Raw genomic sequence first — 18,019 nt, 5'->3', positions numbered from 1 at the left:
GCCGCGGAATCCATCCCCATCACGACATTGCCCACTGGGCGCAACCTTGATCTCGCCCGGGGTTGCGGGTCAGCGCTGCCTGATCGTAAGCCCGGGGAGCGGGAGGCCGACGACGCGGACGGTCCAGCGGCGGGTTCCGGCCGTGCCGGCGCACGAGTCCTGAACGGCGACACCGCTCTGGATCTGCAGGCACTTGCCGGAACGGGCGTTGACGACCTTGGCTGTCTCGCCGAGTGAATCGCGCAGCGTCCACCGGCGGGACGGCAGGTCTTCGCACGGGGCCAGGCCGGCCCGCGCACCGTCGGTCGTGGTGCCGCCGGGCATGGTCAGGCACGTGTTGGTGCGGACGTTGAGGAGCTCCATCAGGCCGGTCGCGCCGACCGGGCGGAAGCGCCAGCGGTACGGGTCGGTGGTCGCGCACGGGAGCTCGGTCATGCTGGACGTGAGGCACCAGCGGCTGGCCGCGTTGATGATCTGGAAGTCGAGCCCCACCAGGTCGATCGGGGCCGCCGCCCGGCCGCTCACCCCACTGCTCCGGTGGGCGGCCATCGTAGCGATCTCCTGGGCCGTGAGCACGTCGCCGACCTGCGGCCTCGGCTGCGTGGCCCGGAGCTCGGTCGCCGGCTCCGGCTGCGTCGCTCGACCCGCGATCGCCGGCTTCGGCTGCGTCGCCCGGCTCCCGATCGCGGGCTTCGGCTGCGTGGCGGTGACCGGCTGGGTCGCCTGGCCAGCGGCGGGGCGGTCGTCCAGCGACGGCCTGGCCTGGGCGGCCATCGGAACGAGCAGGGTCGGCAGGGTGGCGGCCACCAGGGCCGTGAACAAGGCGGAGCTGCGGCGCATGCCCGCCACCCTATCCGATTTGTACGTATTGTCGGTTACCCGGTCGCCGCCCGGTGTGCCGAACTCAGCGGGCCAGCAGGTCGCGCAGCGCCTTGGTCACCAGCGCCGGATCCTCCTCGGCCATGAAATGCCCGCAGCTCACCGGGCGGTGATCCAGATCCGGAGCCCACGCGCGCCACCGGGCGGCGGCGTCAAAGCCGAGCTGCGCACCCCAGTCCTGCTGAAGAACGGTCACCGGCATGCTCAGGGTGCGGCCGGCCGCCCGATCGGCCCGGTCATGCTCCAGGTCGATGCCGGCCGAAGCCCGGTAGTCGGCGACGATCGACGGAACCGCCGCCCGGCACGCGGCCAGATAGCGCTCCCGCACGTCGGCCGGGATCGCTTCCGGGTCGCGGGTCCACAGGTCGAGGAAGTATCCGAAGAAGTCGTCGGCCGACGCCTCGATCATCCGCTCGGGCAGCCCGGGCGGCTGCGCCATCAGGTAGAGATGGAACCCGACGGCCGCCGACTCCCCGCGCATGACGTCCCACATGTCGAGTGTCGGCAGCACATCCAGCGACGCCAGATGAGTGACCGCCTCAGGATGGTCCAGCCCCGCGCGAACGGCCACCAGCGCACCACGGTCGTGCCCGGCCAGCGCGAACCGTTCGAACCCGAGCGCTCCGGCCAGCCGCACGACATCGCGCGCCATGGTGCGTTTCGAGTAGACGGACGGCCCGTCCGCGGCGGGTTTGCCGCTGGCGCCGTAACCGCGCAGGTCCGGGCAGATCACCGTGTGATCGGCGGCCAGGTCGGCGGCCACGTGCCGCCACATCAGGTGCGTCTGCGGAAAGCCGTGCAGCAGAACGATCGGGCGGCCACTACCGCCGACACTGGCGAACAGTTCCACGCCGTCATCGACGCTCACTTTGTGCGTTTCGAACATGTCCCCACTCTGCGACGCCCGAATGAGCATCCGATGAGCAAGTCGTCACCCGGCGACGAGGGGCCGGACCTCGACCCATCCGTCACTGACCGGAACCATGCGCCCGATCCAGACGGCATGGTCGAAGTCGGAGGCCTCCACGACGAGGTAGCCGGCGAACGTCACTTCGCCGGCCGTCAACGATCCGCCGCTCACCACGTTGTCGCGGATCGACACCCCCGCGGACGGAGGCTGCGCGGCGTGGCCCGCGACGATTCGGCCGCCGGTCTCGCCGATCTTCCGCGGAAGACTCATGTGCGCCTCGAGAACGGCGGACGAGGCCGACCGCGCGTCGTCCGGCACCTCGCGCTCGTACACAAGGACGATGAACTGCGGCAATGGCGACTGGTCCTCCGGCGCAACCACGGTCACGAGCCTAACAACGGACCAACGGCCGGCCGTGGCGCGGACAAAGGCGGCGAGGCGGCGCGGGGCAGGGCGGCGCGGGGCAGGGCGGCGCGGGGCAGGGCGGCGCGGCGCAGGGCGGCGCGGCGCAGGGCGGCGCGGCGCAGGGCGGCGCGGGGCGGTGCGGGCGCGGGAAGACGCGGGGCGGTGCGGGCGCGGGACGACGCGGGGCGGTGCGGGCGCGGGGCGACGCGGCGCGGGGCGGGGCAGCGCGGGCAGCGCGGGCAGCGCGGGCAGCGCGGGCAGCGCGGGCAGCGCGGGCAGCGCGGGCGGTAGCGTGGCCGGGTGACGGTGGGTTTCGGAGTGCTCGGGCCGGTCACCGCCTGGGATGCGGAAGGCGAACCGATCGCGCTCAAAGGGCCGCGTCATCGCGCCGTGCTCGCTCGGCTCATCGTCGCGCGCGGGCGGGTCGTGCCGGTCGGTCACCTGGTCGACGACTTGTGGCTCGTTCCGCCCGAGGGCGCTGTCTCCGCGGTCCGGACGTTCGTGGCCGCCCTGCGCCGCGCGATCGAGCCGGACCGGGCGCCGCGCACTCCCCCGAGCGTTCTGGTGACCGAGGGACCGGGCTACGCGTTGCGCACGACGAACGTCGACGCCTGGCGGTTCGAGCAACTCATGACCGAGAACGCGCAGGAGGCGCTCAATCTGTGGCGCGGTCCGGCCTACGCCGAGTTCGCCGACGAGCCGTGGGCGCGCGCCGAACGGGCCCGGCTGAGCGAACTGCGCCTGCGAGCGGTCGAGTTGCTCGCCACCGAGCGCATCGACCGTGGACGGCACGCTGAGGCCATCGCCGACCTCGACGCGCACGTCACCGGACATCCGTGGCGCGAGGACGCGTGGCGCCTGCTGGCCCTGGCCCTCTATCGCGACGACCGCCCGGGCGACGCCCTGGCCGTGCTGTGCCGCGCCCGCGAACGGCTGGTGAGTCAGCTCGGCCTGGACCCGGGACCGGCGTTGTCCCAGCTCGAGACGGACATCCTCCGCCGCGCCACCCACCTGACCCCGGCGAGCCATCGGCCTGTCGACGACTCGCCGGAGGCTGCCGACCGAACGACGGCAAGCCAGCCCGCGCGGCCCGCGCATGTGACGACGAATTCTGCGTGGGCCGAGCATGTGACCACGATTTCTGCGCGGCCCGAGCATGTGACCACGAATTCTGCGCGGCCCGAGCACGTGACCACGAATTCTGCGCGGCCCGAGCACGTGACCACGAATTCTGCGCGGCACGGACAGACGAGCAACCGATCCACACCTGGCGACGCGGAAAACGCCAGTTCACCGCCGAGCGGGGAAAGCGTGTCGGCGTCGGGGGCGGCAGAAAACGCCAGTTCGCCGCCGAGCGGGGAAAGCGTGCGGGCATCGGCGGCGCCGGACAACGCCAGCTCGCCGCCGAGCGGGGAAAGCGTGCGGGCATCGGCGGCGCCGGACAACGCCAGTTCACCGCCGAGCGGAGAGAACGTGCGGGCATCGGCGGCGGCAGAAAACGCCAGCTCGCCGCCGAGCGGCGAGAGCGTGTGGGCGTCGGCGGCGGCGGACTACGACCGGATCGTGGCGGCGGGTGCGCGGGCGCGGCTGGACTCGACGGTCGGGCTGCTGCGCAGTCTGGCGGTGACCGGCGGGGGCGGGCTCCAGGCCGCCCGGCGGCACCGGACGGCGGCGATCGCGGCGGCCGAGGAACTGGGCGATCCGGAGCTGACCGCGCGGGTGATCGGTGCGTACAACGTGCCGGCCATCTGGACCCGCGTGGACGATCCCGAGCAGGCGGCGCAGGTGGTGGCGGCGGCCGAACGCACACTGCCCGGACAGTCCGGCGCGGCACGGGGCCGGCTGCTGACCACGATCGCGTTGGAGACGAGGGGCGACCGGGACGCGTACGGGCGGAAATGCGCATTGGAAGCGGTCGGCATCGCGCGGCGGATGGACGATCCGGGACTGCTCGCTTTTGCTCTCAACGGACAGTTCATGCAGAGCTTCTACCGCTGCGGGCTGGCGCCGGAACGGGATGCGATCGGGGCCGAGCTGGTCGTTCTGGCGCAGCGGCACGGCCTGATCACGTACGAGGTGCTGGGTCGCCTGATCCGCATGCAGGCGCGGTCGGCCCTGGCCGATCCGATCGGCGCCGACGAGCACGCGACCGCCGTGGACCACTTGGCTGAGCAGCACGAACTGCCGTTGGTGGCCGTCTTCACCGGATGGCATCGGGCGATGCGGAACCCGTCGGCGACGGCGTACCGCTCGGCGGCGGCGGGACTCCAGGGCGCGGGCATGCCGGGCCTGGAGCACGGGCTGCTGCCCCTCGCGCTGCTGTGTCTGGAGGAGAGCAGCGGCGAGCAGGACTTCGGCCCGTACGAACCGTGGGCGCGCCCGCATCTGCTGCTGGCCGAAGGCGATCGGGCCGCGGCCCGCGAGGCGCTGCGGGCCGTCCCGGAACCGCCGCCCGACCTGCTGTCCGAGGCTCTCTGGGTGCTGATTGCGCGCGCCGCGCAGAACCTGGACGAGTCTGCGATGCTCGAACGTGCTCGCGCCGCCCTGCGACCCGCCGCCGGGCAGATCGCCGGGGCCGGCAGTGGTGTGCTCACCGCCGGGCCCGTCGACGTCTGGTTATGAAGCCTCGGCGCCCGGACCGGTGCCGGTGTAGAAGGCGTACGTGCGCTCGCCGGCCTCGCGCGCGGCCGTCGGGTCGGTGCCGTCGGCGATCGAGGCCTCGACCCACAGGTCGCTCGACTGACGCAGGAACGACTGGCCCTCGGGCGTCTCGTGCCAGGTGGCCATGGCGGCCGGATCGATCGCCGTGGACGGGTCGGACACGTAGGTCGCGAGGCCGAGCAGTCCCAGGTCCCAGCCCACGCCGGTGGCGCCGGGCCCGAACTGGTCCCACCACTCGTCGGCCACATGGGCCACGTGCTCGAGTTCGAATCGGGTGCCGTCGCCTTCCGGGCTGAGCCGCACCTCGATCCAGCTCACTTGTCCGGCGAATTCCCACGTGGCGGCGTACCGGGAAGGCTTCTCGCAGGCGGTGATGGTGCCGCTCGCGTTGCCGATGAGCTGGTATTTCCCGCCCTCGCGGAGGTCGCCCTCGATCGGCAGGAACCAGCGCGCGATGCGCTCGGCGCTGGTCACCACATCCCACAGGTCGTCGATGTCGGTGTCATAGACCTGGCTGATCGTGGACACGCGGGCCTCGCCGGCCTCGAGTGTGCTGCGGCCGAGCACGCGGCGCACCTGGCTGATCTGGGTGTCGACGTCAAACATCAGTGTCTCCCTCGTCTGCGAGTCGTCGTTGTCGTTTGCCCCGGGCCACCTCGGTGGCCATGGCGGCCAGATGGGGAGCCCAGAAGTGCCGAAATCGCGCGAGCCAGGCGTCGGCCTCGCGCAGCGCGGTGTCGTCGACCGCGTAGAGGCGCCGGGTCCCCTGCGGGCGTACGGTCGCGAACCCGTTGTCGCGCAACACTTTCAGGTGCTGCGAGACGGCTGGTTGAGAGATCTGGAACTCGGCCCGGATCACCTCGGTGACGGCCCCGGACGTCTGCTCCCCCGTGGCGAGCAGTTCCAGGATGCGGCGCCGGACCGGATCGCCGAGAACGTCGAACGCGTGCACGGGACGTACGTTATCAGCTCGTTCTTATATAAGCCAGGGCTGATGTTGGCGGTTCCGCCGATGCCGCGTTCACCTGGATGGGGCATGCTGTCGGGGACTGCCGGGGAAGGGGATCAGGGTGCCGGACGTACGGGCAAACGGGATCGATGTTCGGTACGAGACGCTGGGCGAACCGGGCGACCCGGCGCTGCTGCTGGTCATGGGGCTGGGAGCGCAACTGGTCGACTGGCCGGCCGAGTTCTGCGCCGCGCTGGCGTCCCGCGGGTTCCACGTGGTGCTGTTCGACAACCGCGACGCGGGGCTGTCGACCGCGTTCGACGAGTTGCCGCAGCCCGACCCGGCGGCCATCTTCGGCGGCGACCAGGCGACGGTCCCCTACCTGCTCAGCGACATGGCGGCCGACGCCGCGGGCCTGCTCAAAGAGCTGGGCATCGCCCGCGCCCACGTGGTCGGCGCCTCGATGGGCGGCATGATCGCCCAGCAGCTGACCATCGACCACCCCGGCCTGGTGAGTTCGCTGTGCTCGATCATGTCGACCACCGGCGACCGTACGGTCGGGCACCCCACCCCGGAAGCCATGGCCGCCCTGATGCGCCCGCCCGCCACCACGCGCGAGGAGATCCTGGCCGGTGCGATCGCCTCGTCACGGGTGATCGGCTCCCCGGCCTACCCGGCGTCCGAGGAGTGGTTGCAGGAACGCGCGGCGGCCAAGTTCGAGCGCAGCTTCCGCCCGCAGGGCACCCAGCGCCAGTACGCGGCGATCCTGGCCGCACCCGACCGCACGGCCGCCCTGGGCGGGGTCACGGCTCCGACGCTGGTCATCCACGGCGAGGCCGACCCGCTGATCAACGTGAGCGGCGGCCGGGCCACCGCGGCCGCGGTGCCGGGATCCGAGCTGATCGTGATCCCCGGCATGGGCCACGACCTGCCCAAGCCCCTGTGGCCGCAGATCATCGACGCCATCGTGGCCAACACCGGTCGCGCCTCCGTCTAGCGCTCGCGCATCCCCAGGCCGAGCAGCAGGAAGGCGAACACGGTCGCGACCAGCAGCAGTCCCGGGATCAGCAGGAAGGCCGGGTCCAGGTCGAACCAGACGGTCGCGTCGGACAGCATGGCACCCCATGACGGGGTGGGCGGTTCGAGCAAAGATCGGCCCGTATAAGCGAACCAGACTTCGACGAGCAGGTTGACCGGCACGAGCAGGGCCAGCCACATCAACGCGGGCCGCAGCTGCCCGCGCACCTTGCCGCGCCGCACCACGAGAGCCACGAGCAGCCCGAGCACGACCTCGGCAACAGCGGCGACCAGCGCGACCCGCAGCGAGAGCTGCATCGCGTGCACGACCCGGGCGAACAGGTCACGACCCATCAGCGGCTCGACCCCGAACCAGTGATCCCCGCTGATGCCACCGAGGTCACCCAGCGGCACCCCGCGCTCCGGGTCGATCAGCATGATGTCGAAGCTGACGTAGTCGGGCGCCACCACCGGCCCGAGCACAGCCAGGAGCGCGATCACTCCCACGGCCACCGCCCCGGCGGCGAACGTCTTGGTCCGCCACCAACTGCGCCGCACCGGCGCCGCACGCTCCACCTGCTCCACGAACGCGGAATGCTATCGCAACGCGTCGATCTCCGGGTGCCCGACTAACTACCGGGTTTGTCACGGTAGGTAGCGACGGCCGCGGTCACAGGCAACTGGCCGACACCTCCGCAGGCCCCTGCCGGGCAGGTGCGCGAGAATCGGTCGCATGTTTGTCATTCGGGAAAAGTTCTTCTCCATCGGCGACGACTTCGACGTGCTGGACGAGCACGGCAACAAGGTCTTCCACGTCGACGGCAAGGTGCTCAGCATCCGCGACAAGGTCGTCATCGAGGACGCGTCCGGCCAGGAGGTCGCGACCCTGCACCGGCACCTGGTGTCGCTGCGGCCGACGTACGAGATCCGGATCGGCGGCGAGAAGGCGGCCGAGGTCCGCAAGAAGCTGTTCACCCCGTTCCGCGACAAGTTCACCATCGACGTGCCGGGGCCGGACGACCTGGAGATGAAGGGCGACCTGCTCGACCACGAGTACGTGATCGAGCGCGGTGGCGAAGAGGTGGCCGCCGTCTCGAAGCGCTGGCTGACCATCCGGGACACGTACGCGGTGCAGATCAGCGCCGGCGTCGAACCGCTGCTGATCATCGGGGCGGTGCTCGCGCTCGACCTGGCGCTGGAGCGCGCCGAGGACAAGAAGGAGAAGAAGGACCGCGACGAGGACTGACCAACCGCCGGGCCTAGCATGATCACACATGGAGTTGTGGCAGGTATTCGCGCTGCTCGGCGGCGGGCTGGCCGCGGGCACGGTCAACGCCGTCGCCGGCGGCGGCTCGCTGATCACGTTCCCGCTGCTGGTCGGGCTGGGGCTGCCCGGGGTGGCGGCGAACGTGAGCAACGCGCTCTCGGTCGCGCCGGGCTACGCGGCCAGCGCCGTGGCCAGCCGGCCCGACCTGGGCGGCCAGAAACGGCGGATCTGGTCGATCGTGCCGACCATCGTCGTCGGCACCCTGTGCGGCAGTTCGCTGCTGCTGTTCACGCCGCGCTCGGTGTTCGACGTCGTGGTGCCGTTCCTGCTGCTGCTCGCGGCCGCGATGATGGCTTTTCAAGACCGGCTCAAGGCCCTCGCCGGCAGCCGGGTGACCGCCGGATCGACGACGTACGTGCAGGTCACGGTGTTTCTGTGCGGGCTCTACGGCGGCTACTTCAACGCCGCGATGGGGTTGCTGCTGATCGCCGCCCTGTCCCTGGTGCTCGACGAGTCGCTGCGCCGGATCAGCGCCCTCAAGAACGTCTTCTCGGCTGTGGTCGGCACGACCACCGTGCTCACGTACAGCATCTTCGGCCCGGTCAACTGGGCCGTGGTGGCCGTGCTGGTCCCGGCCACGATCGTCGGTGGCGTCATCGGCGCCCGGATCGCCCGGAAACTGCCGTCCGAGGTTCTGCGCTGGACGATCGTCGTCTTCGCCCTGGCGGTGGCCATCGTCCTGTTCGTCACGTAACTTCGGAGCGTGCCTCTTCCCGACGCGCTCCGTGACCTCGTCGCCACCGGCCCGATGTGCCACCTGAGCACCATCAACCCTGACGGCAGCCCACAGGTGAGCGTCATCTGGGTCGGCGCCGACGGCGACGGGCTGGCCACCGCCCACCTGCGCCGCCAGGCCAAGCTGCGCAACATCGAACGGGACCCGCGGGTGGTGCTGTCGTTCGACGCGCCGCGGGCTCCGGGCGTCTTCCTCAACCCGTACGCGGTGATCCAGGCCCACGCGACCGTCGAGCCCTCGGACGAGGCGTGGGACTTCCTCGACGGCCTCGCCAAGATCTACATGGGCCCCGGCCAGACGTTCCCGGCCCCGAAGGTCCCCGGCTTCATCGTCCGCTACCGCATCGAGCGCGTCGGCGGGGTCGGGCCCTGGGCGTCCTGACCCAGCCGATACGACCAGCCCTCGGGCCGCCATGCGAAGTCGTCCGCGACGATGTCCTCGAGCGACCGGCCGGTGGTGACGTGTTCGAGGGCCCGATAGGTCGCCAGGTGACCGATGAGCATGACGCGCTGCCCGTCCCAGCGTGACGGCAGGTCGCTCAGCAGTCCGGTCGTGCGGCGCACCGCCTGACGATGGCTCTCGCCGCCCGGGAACGGCCGGTCGATGTGCTCGGTGCGGACCGCCTTGACCCGGTCGCCCGGGGCGCCGTTCAGGGTGCCGAAGTCGCACTCGCGCAGGCGCCAGTCGAGCAGCACCGGGATGCCGGAATGCGCGAACGCGAGCTCGGCTGTCTCGACCGAGCGGCGCAGATCGGAGCAGAAGACCGCGGCTATACCGGCGCTACGGCGCCGGTGGCCCATGGCGACGGCGTTCTCGCGACCGCGGAGGGACAGGCGGCCGGGCAGCCAGCCGGTGGCGATGCCGGCCTCGTTGTCCTCGGTCAGGGCGTGCGTCTCGAACACGATCTCGATCGACATCGGCCGAGCCTAGACAGCCGGCGCGTCAACCGGCGTGGCCAGGATGTAGCCGTGTGCGGCGTCCAGGTGCTGCGGCCACGGCGAGCGGTGGGCACAAGTGTCAAGTCCGGGGAGATGTCGAACCGGGCCGCCGGAGGCCGGGGACGGCCCGGTGTTGCAGGCGCCGGTCCGCAGCGGCGGCGACGGTGCTGGTGCTTTTGTCGGAGAGGCTCCCGCGTACGGAAGCATCGTGGGTTTATGTTTTTTCCGTGGATGACGACCGGTGGCTGAGCCGCGCCGTGGAACTGGCGAATCGTTCGCCCCGGTCGTCGACGGCGTTCGCGGTCGGGGCGGTCATCGTCGGCGCGGACGGGCGGGAGATCGCGTCGGGCTGGTCGCGGGACGTGGATCCGCTGGTGCACGCAGAGGAATCGGCGCTCGCCCGGGCGGACGGGGATCTGCGCGAGGCGACGCTTTACAGCAGCCTGGAGCCGTGTTCGAAGCGGGCCAGCCGGCCGGACGCCACGTGCACGAGTCTGATCCTGGCGGCCGGCATCCCGCGGGTCGTGATCGCCTGGTACGAGCCGGACATCTTCGTGACCTGCGAGGGCGTCGCGTTGCTGACCGCGGCGGGCGTGGAAGTGGTGGAGAAACCGGAGTTTGCCGTACGGGCGCGGGCCGCAAACGCGCATCTCTTGCACGGCCCGCGCCCGTAAACGCTCATTCGAACAGTTTGGCGGCCGTGATGACGGTCTGGATGATGCCGTAACCGAGCAGAACGGCCACCAACAGCCAGGACAGGACCAGGCGAGCGCTCATACCGCGGCCTCCTTCGTGCGAGCCGGTTCGTGATACTGCGCGGGTACCGGGCGGACCAGCAGGTTCGCGATGAACCCGACGGCCAGCACGCCGACCATGGTGAACAGTGCGGGCTGGTAGGCCGACGAGGTGAGCGTGCCCGGTTTGCCCTGCGCGTCGAGGAAACCGTTGATGATGAGCGGTCCGGCCACGCCGGCGGCCGACCACGCGGTCAGCAGGCGGCCGTGGATGGCGCCGACCTGGAACGTTCCGAACAGGTCACGCAGGTAGGCCGGGACGGTCGCGAACCCGCCGCCGTAGAACGACAGGATGACGCCGGCCAGGATCACGAACAGCGGCGTGGCCACGTCCCCGGTCGTCGCCAGCAGCAGGTACAGGATCATGCCGACGCCCAGGTAGACCATGTAGATCGGCTTGCGGCCGATCACATCCGAGGTCGACGACCAGACAAAGCGGCCGGCCATGTTGAACAGCGACAGCACGCCGACGAAACCACCCGCGGCGGCGACGCTGACGGTGGAGACGGCATTCTCCCGGAAGAAGTCCTGGATCATCGGGCTGGCCTGCTCGAGGATGCCGATGCCGGCCGTCACGTTGCAGAACAGCACGATCCAGAGCAGCCAGAAGCTTCTCGTCCGGATGGCGTTCGCGGCCGACACGTTGGCCGTGGTGACCAGCGGCTTCGCCTTGACGGTGGCCGGGTCCCAGCCGTCGGGCTTCCAGTCGGCGGCGGGTACGCGGATGTTGGCCACGCCGAACATCATGATGACGAAGTAGGCGATGCCGAGCGTCAGGAACAGCCCGACCAGCGCGCCGCCGTTGGCAACGGACGTGGCGACGTTCGGGTCGTACCCGGAGTCGTAGAACGACAGCAGCTGCCGCGACGCCGGGCTGGCGATCAGCGCGCCGCCACCGAAACCCATGATGGCCAGACCGGTCGCCAGGCCCGGCCGGTCCGGGAACCACTTGATCAGCGTGGACACCGGCGAGATGTAGCCGATGCCGAGCCCGATGCCGCCGATCACGCCGTAACCCAGGTAGACCAGCCACAACTGCTTGGTCGCGATGCCGAGCGCACCGACCAGGAACCCGACCGCCCAGAAACAGGCGGACACGAACATGGCCTTGCGCGGGCCGTTCTTCTCGACCCAGGTGCCGCCGACGGCCGCGGACAGGCCGAGCATGACGATGGCGATGCTGAAGATGATGCCGATGGCCGTCTGTGACGTTTCAAAATGCGAAACGAACGAATTCTTGTACACGCTGGTCGCATAGACCTGGCCGATGCACAGATGCACCGACAGGGCGGCGGGCGGGATCAGCCAGCGGCTGAAGCCGGGCGGCGCCACGGAGTGTTCACGGTCGAGCCTGCTCAGAAATGGCAACGGAGCGCCTCCCTACCTTGGAAGATCGACTCTCATCGTCAACCCTGCGCCGGGGCGCGGCAACCCGGACGACCGCCCGAGCCATCTCGGTCCGGGCGGTCGTCCATCAAATTTTCCCGTGCGGCGTCAGTCGGCTCCGGTTCCTTTTCCCGTACGCCGTGAGTGCGCTCGACCGCTCATCCATTCGCGGTCAGCGTGTTCGTTCGCTCAACCTGCATCTTCTGCGCGTTCCATCGCTCACCGTGTGCGCTCGGTGCGCTCGTTCGCTCAACTTGCGCGGTCGGTGCGCTCGATCGCTCACTTTGCGCGGGTCCGAGCGGCCGATCGCTCACTCTGCGCGGTCCGAGCGGGCGATCGCTCACTTTGCGCGGTCCGAGCGGGCGATCGCTCACTCTGCGCGGTCCGAGCGGCCGATCGCTCACTTTGCGCGGTCCGAGCGGGCGAACGCTCACTTTGCGCGGTCCGAGCGGCCGAACGCTCACTCTGCGCGGTCCGAGCGGGCGAACGCTCACTTTGCGCGGTCCGAGCGGCCGAACGCTCACTCTGCGCGGTCCGAGCGGCGCTCGTTCGCTCAACTTGCGCGGTCAGCCTTTCTGGTCCGCGGCCGGCGCCGGGCCCGTTGCGGCCGGCTGGTTCGCCGCCGGGGGCTGCAGCGGGTCGCACAGGCGATCCGAGCGGTTGCCGGGCCGCCGGGCCGGAAGGGCGCCACGCTCCAGATAGTCGGCCACCGTGTTGTCGACGCAGGCGACACCGCTGAGCGACGAGGCGTGAGTGGTGCCGCCGGCGCCCTCGACCAAGGCGGCTTTCGGGAAACGCCGCCGGGTCTCGAGCGCCCCTTCGAACGAGGTCGCCGCGTCGAGCGTCTCGCTGATCAGCAGCACCGGGGGCGCCTGACGCCCGTCCACCTCGGCCGGCCGTCCCGGCTGGGCCGCCCACGACAGGCACGGTGCGTTGTACCAGGTGTTGGCCCAGGTCACGAACGGCGCCTTGGCGTGCTGCCGCCAGGCGTCCCGCTTCCACCGATCGAAGTCCTGCGGCCAGCGCGCGTCGGTGCACAGGGTGGCCAGATACATCGCGTAGCCGTTGTCGCTGCCCGCGCCCTGCGGATAGTTCTCGTCATACAACTTCTTGACCGGTCCCGAGTCCCCTTTGCGGACCAGCGCCGCGAACGCCGCCGCGACAACCGGCCAGACCGACACGTTGTAGGTCGCGAGCAGCACCACATCGTTCACCTCGTCCGGGCCGATCACTCCACCCGCCGGGGACTTTCGCAGTTTCGCCAGCAACCCGTAGTAGGCCTGGCCCATCGATCTGCCGTCCCGGCCGAGCCCGAACGTCTTGTCGTTCTTGGCGATCCAGTCGAAGTAGATGTTCGCGTTCCGATCGAACGCGACGTTCTGATCGAGGTTCGACCGGTACCAGACCGTGCGTGCGTCGATCACCCCGTCCAGGATCATCCGTCGTACGGCGCGCGGATACCGGCTCGCGTACAGCTGACCGAGGTACGTCCCGTACGAGAAGCCGTAGTAGTTGATCTGCTGCACGCCCAGCGCCCGGCGGATGCTGTCCATGTCCCGCACGTTGTCGGCGCTCTTGACGTGGTCGAGCAGTTCGCCACCGGCCTTCGCGCACTTTCGCGCATAGTCTTTCGACCGTTGCCGCCAGGTCTTCTCGAGCGCCGCGGTGACCGGCACATAGGACGGCCGGTTGTACGCCGTCACATCCCCGCTGCACGAAAGCGCCGGCTTGCTCGCGCCGACACCGCGCGGGTCGAACCCGATCCAGTCGTACGCGTTCCCGGCCCCCTTGGGCACCAACCCACCCAACGTGGCCAGGGCGAGCCCCGAGCCCCCGGGACCACCCGGGTTGACCAGCATGACGCCCTGATATTTGCCGTCGGGAACCGTATGCCGAACCCGCGACAGGGCGAGCGAGATCGTCGTCCCCTTCGGACGCTCATAGTCGAGAGGAACGCTAAGTTGCGCGCATTGGGCCTTCGCCTTGACCAGATCCGCGTCGGTGCACTTGCCCCACAAAATGCCCGCCGCTTGAGCGTTTGCGCGTCCGGTGACCGCTTGCGCGCCGCGGATGGTCTGCGCGCCCGGCGCGGGAGGCGCACCCTGTAGGGCCTGCGCACCCTGTACGGCCTGCGCGCCTGGCCCGGCCTGCGCACCCGGTGCGGCCTGCGCGCCCGGTGCGGCCTGCGCACCCGGTGCGGCCTGCGCACCCGGTGCTGTCAGCCAGCCGCCACCGGCGACCAGGCCGCCCGCCACGACCACCGTCAACAGTCTCCTCATATGTCCAGGCCTCACCTTCATGTCGCTCTTTCCCGGGACGCTAACTCCGCAACCGATTCGCCGGTCCTGCCCGATCGGTGCACTTTGTCTGTCGGATCATCGGTCATCCCTTCGTGGCGCGACCAGGCATTACGTCGTCACAAGCCCCCGACAGCGCACAACTCCCTCGACGCGCAGACCAGCACGACACCGAACGCGGACGGCACGTCAGCCGGCAGGCCGACCCCAACGCCAAACCGTGGCCGTCGTCATTGCTCGGCCTCGTCGGAGAGCGTGGGCGTGATCGCGCAACTGGCTGTTCGGCGCTGGTGCTCGGGGCGGTGGTGATCTAGAAATAGGCATGCGCCGGCTCGTGGTGGTTCTTCTGCTGCTGGCGCTGGGAATGGGCGTCTCCTTCGGGTTGAGCGAGGGTCTGCGCCTCTCGTGGGAACCCGCGCCGGTGATGGCCGAGCCGACCGCGGCGGCGGCCACCGAACGCACATCCGTGCGATCCCCGATCGGGTCTGTCTCTCTGGGCCGCCGGACGCATCGCCTCGACGTGGCGGCGCGAGCGGTGTCCGAGGTCGCCGACGGGCCGGGTGTTCTCCGGGTCGTTGTGGGCGAAGACAGCGCCGGCGAAAGTTACCGGCTCGACGGGCTCACGCTCACCGCGGCCGGGGAGGCGGGGGCGGTCGCCGGGCTGTACGACGTCGCCGCGGCGATCCGGGCGGGGCGGGCACTGCCGAGCGGCCAAGTTGCTCCCCGCTTGGGGCTGCGGCTCACCGATGTGGGGTCGGTCGGGCGGGTCGCCGACGTCCCCGAGTGGCGCGACGGCACCGACTACTCGCTCAACACCGACATCGTCACGAGCGCGCTGCTGCCGGAAGCACCGTGGGTCTCGCCGGACGCGGTGGACCGGATCGGCCGGGAGTTCCGGCAGTTCATCGATCACTCGGCGGCGCAGGGCTACAACGGGGTCGTCGTCCCGGGCTTCCTCGAGTACGTGACGTTCGCGGGGCACGGCGTCTACGCCGACGGGGACGCGCACATCGAGCGAGCACGCGCGATGGTGAGCGCTTTCCGGCCGGTTTTCGCGTACGCGGCCGACATGGGAATGCGCGTTTACTTCCTCACGGACATGCTCGCGCTGTCCGGACCGCTCGAGACGTACCTGGAAACGCACACTGATCCGTGGCCGATCTACCAGGCCGCGCTGCGCGAGTTGTTCGCGAGCATGCCGTTCGCGTCCGGCCTGATGGTCCGGGTGGGCGAGGGCGGTTCGGCCTACCGCGCGGCCGGCTGGGACTACTACTCCCGGATCGCCCTGACAACGCCCGCGCAGGTGCGCGCCATGCTCGAAGCGTTCCTGGCCGTGGCCGCCGAAACGAACAAGGACATCATCTTCCGTACGTGGACAGTCGGCGTCGGTGCGGTCGGCGACCTGCACACGAACCCGGAGTCGTACCGGCAGGTGCTCGGCGACCTGGTCGATCCGCATCTGATCGTCTCGACCAAGTTCACGCTCGGCGACTTCTACAGCCACCTGCCGCTCAACACGACGCTCGGAGTGGGCAGTCAGCGCCGCATCGTCGAGTTCCAGGGGCGGCGCGAGTTCGAGGGCTTCGGCTCGCTGCCTAACGACCTGACCGCCCTGCACGCCGACGCGCTCGGGCAGCTGCTCGCCCAGAACCCGCACATCGAGGGCGTCTGGCTCTGGACCCAGGACGGCGGCCCACTGCACGCCGGCCCGATGACCCTCTACCTGCGGACCGGTTTCTGGCAGCTCTACGACCTGAACGCGTACGCGATGGGCCGTCTCGCCCGCGCCCCGGACACCGATCCGGCCGCGATCACCGCCGACTGGGTGCGGCAGACGTTCTCGGACGACCCGGCGACGGTCGCCGCGGTCGGCCGGATGTTCGCGATGTCGCGCGAGGCGGTCACGAAAGGGCTCTATCTGGCACCGTACGCGGACAACTCCGTGAAGGCGCTCGGCCTGGAACCGCCGCCGATGATGTGGATCTTCGAGTGGGACATCGTCACCGGCGACTCGTCCGTGCTGGACAGCATCTACGCGATCGGCCGCGGCGATGTCGACCGGACAATCGCCGACGGACAACGCGCGATCACCCTCGCGCATGAACAACGCGCACTCGTCGCCGCCACCGACCCGGCGAAGTGGCGCTCCCCCGAACTCCGGACGAGCCTGCTCGACGCGCTCGACTACCAGAGCAACCTGTACGAGACGCTGGGCGCCTACCGCGAGATGTTCCTGCGCCGCGCGCAGTGGCTGGACACCGGTTCGTCCACTGCCCGCGATCAGTGGACGGCTGCCGCGCGCACCTTCGATCAGGCCCGCACAGCCCACGTTGCGCGTTACGGACACCGTGTCGACCTGCCCGCCTACAACTTCACGGCCGCCGACCTGGGAAGTGAGCGTTTCGACCGCGACCCGGCCATGGCCTGGACGGCCCGGATCCTGCTCGCTCTGCTCGTAGCGAGCATGTTCGTGCAATGGCGCCCGATACGCGACCTGTGGCGAGGCGCCCTGACCCCGTGGCGCATCACGCGCGCAGACCCGACCAGCCAGCCGCCCGAAACGCTCAACCAGCCGCGCACAACGCCCGACCCACCACACGAAACGCTCAACCAGCCGCCCACAACGCCCGACCCACCACACGAAACGCTCAACCAGCCGCCCACAACGCCCGACCCACCACACGAAACGCTCAACCAGCCGCCCACAACGCCCGACCCACCACACGAAACGCTCAACCCGCGGAGCGGCCCGCGGTGGTTCGTGGTGGCGTTCCCGCTGGCTGTGCTGGTGCTCAGTCGCGCTGTTTTCACCTGGTTCGCGGCGCCGGCGCACCTTGTGGTGACGATGGGGTGCTGGGTGTTGTTCGCGGTCGCGGCCCGCCTGCTCGTCGGTCGGCGCGACCCCTACGCGTTGTGGACCGTGATCGGCGGCGTGGTCCTGCTCCGGACCGTCCTGCTGCTGGCCGTGCTGGCGATCCGCGGGCCCGGCTACTACTGGTTCGCGTTCTGGACCGACCCGCTGGCCCGCAGCGTCTACGTCACGGTCGCGTTCGCCCTGTTCGCCTGGCTGTTCGTCGCGACCGGCTTCGTGCTGCGCACTCACTACGGCTGGTCCCGCCGCCGGGTCACGGGCGCTGTCGCCCTCTCCGCCAGTGCCCCGCTCGCTGCGCTCGGCGCCCTCCTGTGGACGTACGGGCTGGAAAGGTCTCTGACCCTCTGGAACGACCAACTGGCCCTGCTGCCGTGGGGTCTGCACCGCATCCTGGGCCTGGTCACCTACCTGGGCATCCCACCTGAGCTGCCCCTATGGCTCACCTGCACCGGTCTCGCTCTCGCCGTGCTGGGCACAGGCCTGTCGCTCAGCCGCCATCGCACCCAGGCACCCCGGACGCCCACCTCAGTCGAGCCCTGACCACACCCGGTACAGCCGGCTCCCCGGCCTGGCGTGCGGTGAAGGCGCCGCTTCCTCCCTGGCCGCCGACGGCCTCGACGGCCTCGACGGCTGGGAACGCACGGTCGCCCACCTGGTGACCGCAGTCGGTGACCGCACGGAATTCAGTCCGCCTGGTACGGCTGCTGCACCACGGTTCTCGGCTGGTTCCTCGATGCGACCGGTATCGACCCCGCCGCGCACAAGAGCCTGCTCGACCACGCGATCGGCGGCCCGTTCGAAAAGGTGGACCGAGCCGGACTGCCCTGTCCGATGCCGACGACCCGTCC

General features: G+C 70.3%; 17 protein-coding genes. 7 read left to right on the top strand and 10 right to left on the bottom strand.

The annotated features are described in order from the left end of the window. Positions 1-69: 69 nt before the first annotated feature. From KOI35_RS16340 to KOI35_RS16330, 3 genes are all read right to left on the bottom strand, one after another. Positions 70-840: an RICIN domain-containing protein gene (locus KOI35_RS16340; protein ID WP_215788309.1), complete on the bottom strand. Its 771-nt coding sequence runs from the start codon at positions 838-840 to the stop codon at positions 70-72. A gap of 64 nt (positions 841-904) precedes the next feature. After that, entirely contained in the window at positions 905-1,765 is an 861-nt protein-coding gene (locus KOI35_RS16335; protein ID WP_246613244.1) for an alpha/beta fold hydrolase, read from the bottom strand. A gap of 45 nt (positions 1,766-1,810) precedes the next feature. Next, entirely contained in the window at positions 1,811-2,170 is a 360-nt protein-coding gene (locus tag KOI35_RS16330; protein ID WP_215788307.1) for a YciI family protein, read from the bottom strand. Between the two features lie 324 nt (positions 2,171-2,494). Between KOI35_RS16330 and KOI35_RS47395 the strand changes: the two genes are divergently transcribed. Then, a complete protein-coding gene (locus KOI35_RS47395; RefSeq protein WP_308121029.1) occupies positions 2,495-4,816 on the top strand; it encodes an AfsR/SARP family transcriptional regulator in 2,322 nt (773 codons plus the stop codon). Here the strand turns inward: KOI35_RS47395 and KOI35_RS16320 are convergent. Continuing rightward, positions 4,811-5,461 (bottom strand): SRPBCC family protein, encoded by a 651-nt coding sequence (locus tag KOI35_RS16320; protein ID WP_215788306.1) that lies wholly within the window; start codon positions 5,459-5,461, stop codon positions 4,811-4,813. The genes KOI35_RS47395 and KOI35_RS16320 overlap by 6 nt on opposite strands. Further along, positions 5,454-5,807 (bottom strand): ArsR/SmtB family transcription factor, encoded by a 354-nt coding sequence (locus KOI35_RS16315; RefSeq protein ID WP_215788305.1) that lies wholly within the window; start codon positions 5,805-5,807, stop codon positions 5,454-5,456. The genes KOI35_RS16320 and KOI35_RS16315 overlap by 8 nt, the downstream gene beginning before the upstream one ends. A 118-nt stretch (positions 5,808-5,925) precedes the next feature. On the opposite strand from KOI35_RS16315, the gene KOI35_RS16310 reads away from it, so the two are divergent. Then, positions 5,926-6,801: an alpha/beta fold hydrolase gene (locus KOI35_RS16310; RefSeq protein ID WP_215788304.1), complete on the top strand. Its 876-nt coding sequence runs from the start codon at positions 5,926-5,928 to the stop codon at positions 6,799-6,801. Here KOI35_RS16310 and KOI35_RS16305 read toward each other — a convergent pair. Continuing rightward, positions 6,798-7,406 (bottom strand): hypothetical protein, encoded by a 609-nt coding sequence (locus KOI35_RS16305; RefSeq protein WP_215788303.1) that lies wholly within the window; start codon positions 7,404-7,406, stop codon positions 6,798-6,800. The genes KOI35_RS16310 and KOI35_RS16305 overlap by 4 nt on opposite strands. 148 nt (positions 7,407-7,554) lie before the next feature. Between KOI35_RS16305 and KOI35_RS16300 the strand changes: the two genes are divergently transcribed. Genes KOI35_RS16300 through KOI35_RS16290 form a run of 3 tightly spaced genes read left to right on the top strand, consistent with a single transcriptional unit; the run spans position 7,555 to position 9,265 of the window. Further along, entirely contained in the window at positions 7,555-8,067 is a 513-nt protein-coding gene (locus KOI35_RS16300; RefSeq protein WP_215788302.1) for an LURP-one-related/scramblase family protein, read from the top strand. Positions 8,068-8,095: 28 nt separating this feature from the next. Continuing rightward, positions 8,096-8,842 carry a sulfite exporter TauE/SafE family protein gene (locus KOI35_RS16295; protein WP_215788301.1) on the top strand — a complete coding sequence of 249 codons (747 nt, stop codon included), beginning with the start codon at positions 8,096-8,098 and terminating at the stop codon, positions 8,840-8,842. Between the two features lie 9 nt (positions 8,843-8,851). Beyond that, the gene (locus KOI35_RS16290; RefSeq protein ID WP_215788300.1) at positions 8,852-9,265 is read left to right on the top strand and encodes a PPOX class F420-dependent oxidoreductase; all 414 of its coding nucleotides are present in this window, start codon (positions 8,852-8,854) and stop codon (positions 9,263-9,265) included. Here the strand turns inward: KOI35_RS16290 and KOI35_RS16285 are convergent. Beyond that, on the bottom strand, positions 9,220-9,801 hold the full coding sequence (locus tag KOI35_RS16285) for a histidine phosphatase family protein (protein ID WP_215788299.1): 582 nt from the start codon (positions 9,799-9,801) through the stop codon (positions 9,220-9,222). The genes KOI35_RS16290 and KOI35_RS16285 overlap by 46 nt on opposite strands. Positions 9,802-10,049: 248 nt before the next feature. Between KOI35_RS16285 and KOI35_RS16280 the strand changes: the two genes are divergently transcribed. After that, positions 10,050-10,496 (top strand): cytidine/deoxycytidylate deaminase family protein, encoded by a 447-nt coding sequence (locus KOI35_RS16280; RefSeq protein WP_215788298.1) that lies wholly within the window; start codon positions 10,050-10,052, stop codon positions 10,494-10,496. Between the two features lie 4 nt (positions 10,497-10,500). Here the strand turns inward: KOI35_RS16280 and KOI35_RS49315 are convergent, their stop codons facing one another. The 3 genes from KOI35_RS49315 to KOI35_RS16270 all read right to left on the bottom strand — a co-directional run bounded on the left by KOI35_RS49315 (position 10,501) and on the right by KOI35_RS16270 (position 14,281). Next, complete coding sequence (locus KOI35_RS49315) at positions 10,501-10,599, bottom strand: MFS transporter small subunit (protein ID WP_436655917.1); 99 nt, start codon at positions 10,597-10,599, stop codon at positions 10,501-10,503. Then, positions 10,596-11,984, bottom strand: a complete 1,389-nt coding sequence (locus tag KOI35_RS16275) for an OFA family MFS transporter (RefSeq protein ID WP_215788297.1) — start codon at positions 11,982-11,984, stop codon at positions 10,596-10,598. Before KOI35_RS16275 ends, KOI35_RS49315 begins: the two co-directional genes overlap by 4 nt. 584 nt (positions 11,985-12,568) lie before the next feature. After that, entirely contained in the window at positions 12,569-14,281 is a 1,713-nt protein-coding gene (locus KOI35_RS16270) for an alpha/beta hydrolase (RefSeq protein ID WP_246613243.1), read from the bottom strand. A 340-nt stretch (positions 14,282-14,621) separates the two neighbouring features. On the opposite strand from KOI35_RS16270, the gene KOI35_RS16265 reads away from it, so the two are divergent. Next, entirely contained in the window at positions 14,622-17,711 is a 3,090-nt protein-coding gene (locus KOI35_RS16265; RefSeq protein ID WP_246613242.1) for a hypothetical protein, read from the top strand. Positions 17,712-18,019 lie beyond the last annotated feature (308 nt).

Origin of the sequence: Paractinoplanes bogorensis, from assembly GCF_018829635.1 — a bacterium.
In the GTDB taxonomy this organism is placed as follows: domain Bacteria; phylum Actinomycetota; class Actinomycetes; order Mycobacteriales; family Micromonosporaceae; genus Actinoplanes; species Actinoplanes bogorensis.
Note: the sequence above shows the minus strand (reverse complement) of the source record. Positions and strands in the feature narration are given on the sequence as shown.

Excerpts from the sequence above, each read along its gene's own strand:
- KOI35_RS16340 (WP_215788309.1), bottom strand. The coding sequence starts at position 840 with ATGCGCCGCAGCTCCGCCTTGTTCACGGCCCTGGTGGCCGCCACCCTG.
- KOI35_RS16335 (WP_246613244.1), bottom strand. The coding sequence starts at position 1,765 with ATGTTCGAAACGCACAAAGTGAGCGTCGATGACGGCGTGGAACTGTTC.
- KOI35_RS16320 (WP_215788306.1), bottom strand. The coding sequence starts at position 5,461 with ATGTTTGACGTCGACACCCAGATCAGCCAGGTGCGCCGCGTGCTCGGC.
- KOI35_RS16300 (WP_215788302.1), top strand. The coding sequence starts at position 7,555 with ATGTTTGTCATTCGGGAAAAGTTCTTCTCCATCGGCGACGACTTCGAC.
- KOI35_RS16295 (WP_215788301.1), top strand. The coding sequence starts at position 8,096 with ATGGAGTTGTGGCAGGTATTCGCGCTGCTCGGCGGCGGGCTGGCCGCG.
- KOI35_RS16285 (WP_215788299.1), bottom strand. The coding sequence starts at position 9,801 with ATGTCGATCGAGATCGTGTTCGAGACGCACGCCCTGACCGAGGACAAC.
- KOI35_RS49315 (WP_436655917.1), bottom strand. The coding sequence starts at position 10,599 with ATGAGCGCTCGCCTGGTCCTGTCCTGGCTGTTGGTGGCCGTTCTGCTC.
- KOI35_RS16270 (WP_246613243.1), bottom strand. The coding sequence starts at position 14,281 with ATGAGGAGACTGTTGACGGTGGTCGTGGCGGGCGGCCTGGTCGCCGGT.
- KOI35_RS16265 (WP_246613242.1), top strand. The coding sequence starts at position 14,622 with ATGCGCCGGCTCGTGGTGGTTCTTCTGCTGCTGGCGCTGGGAATGGGC.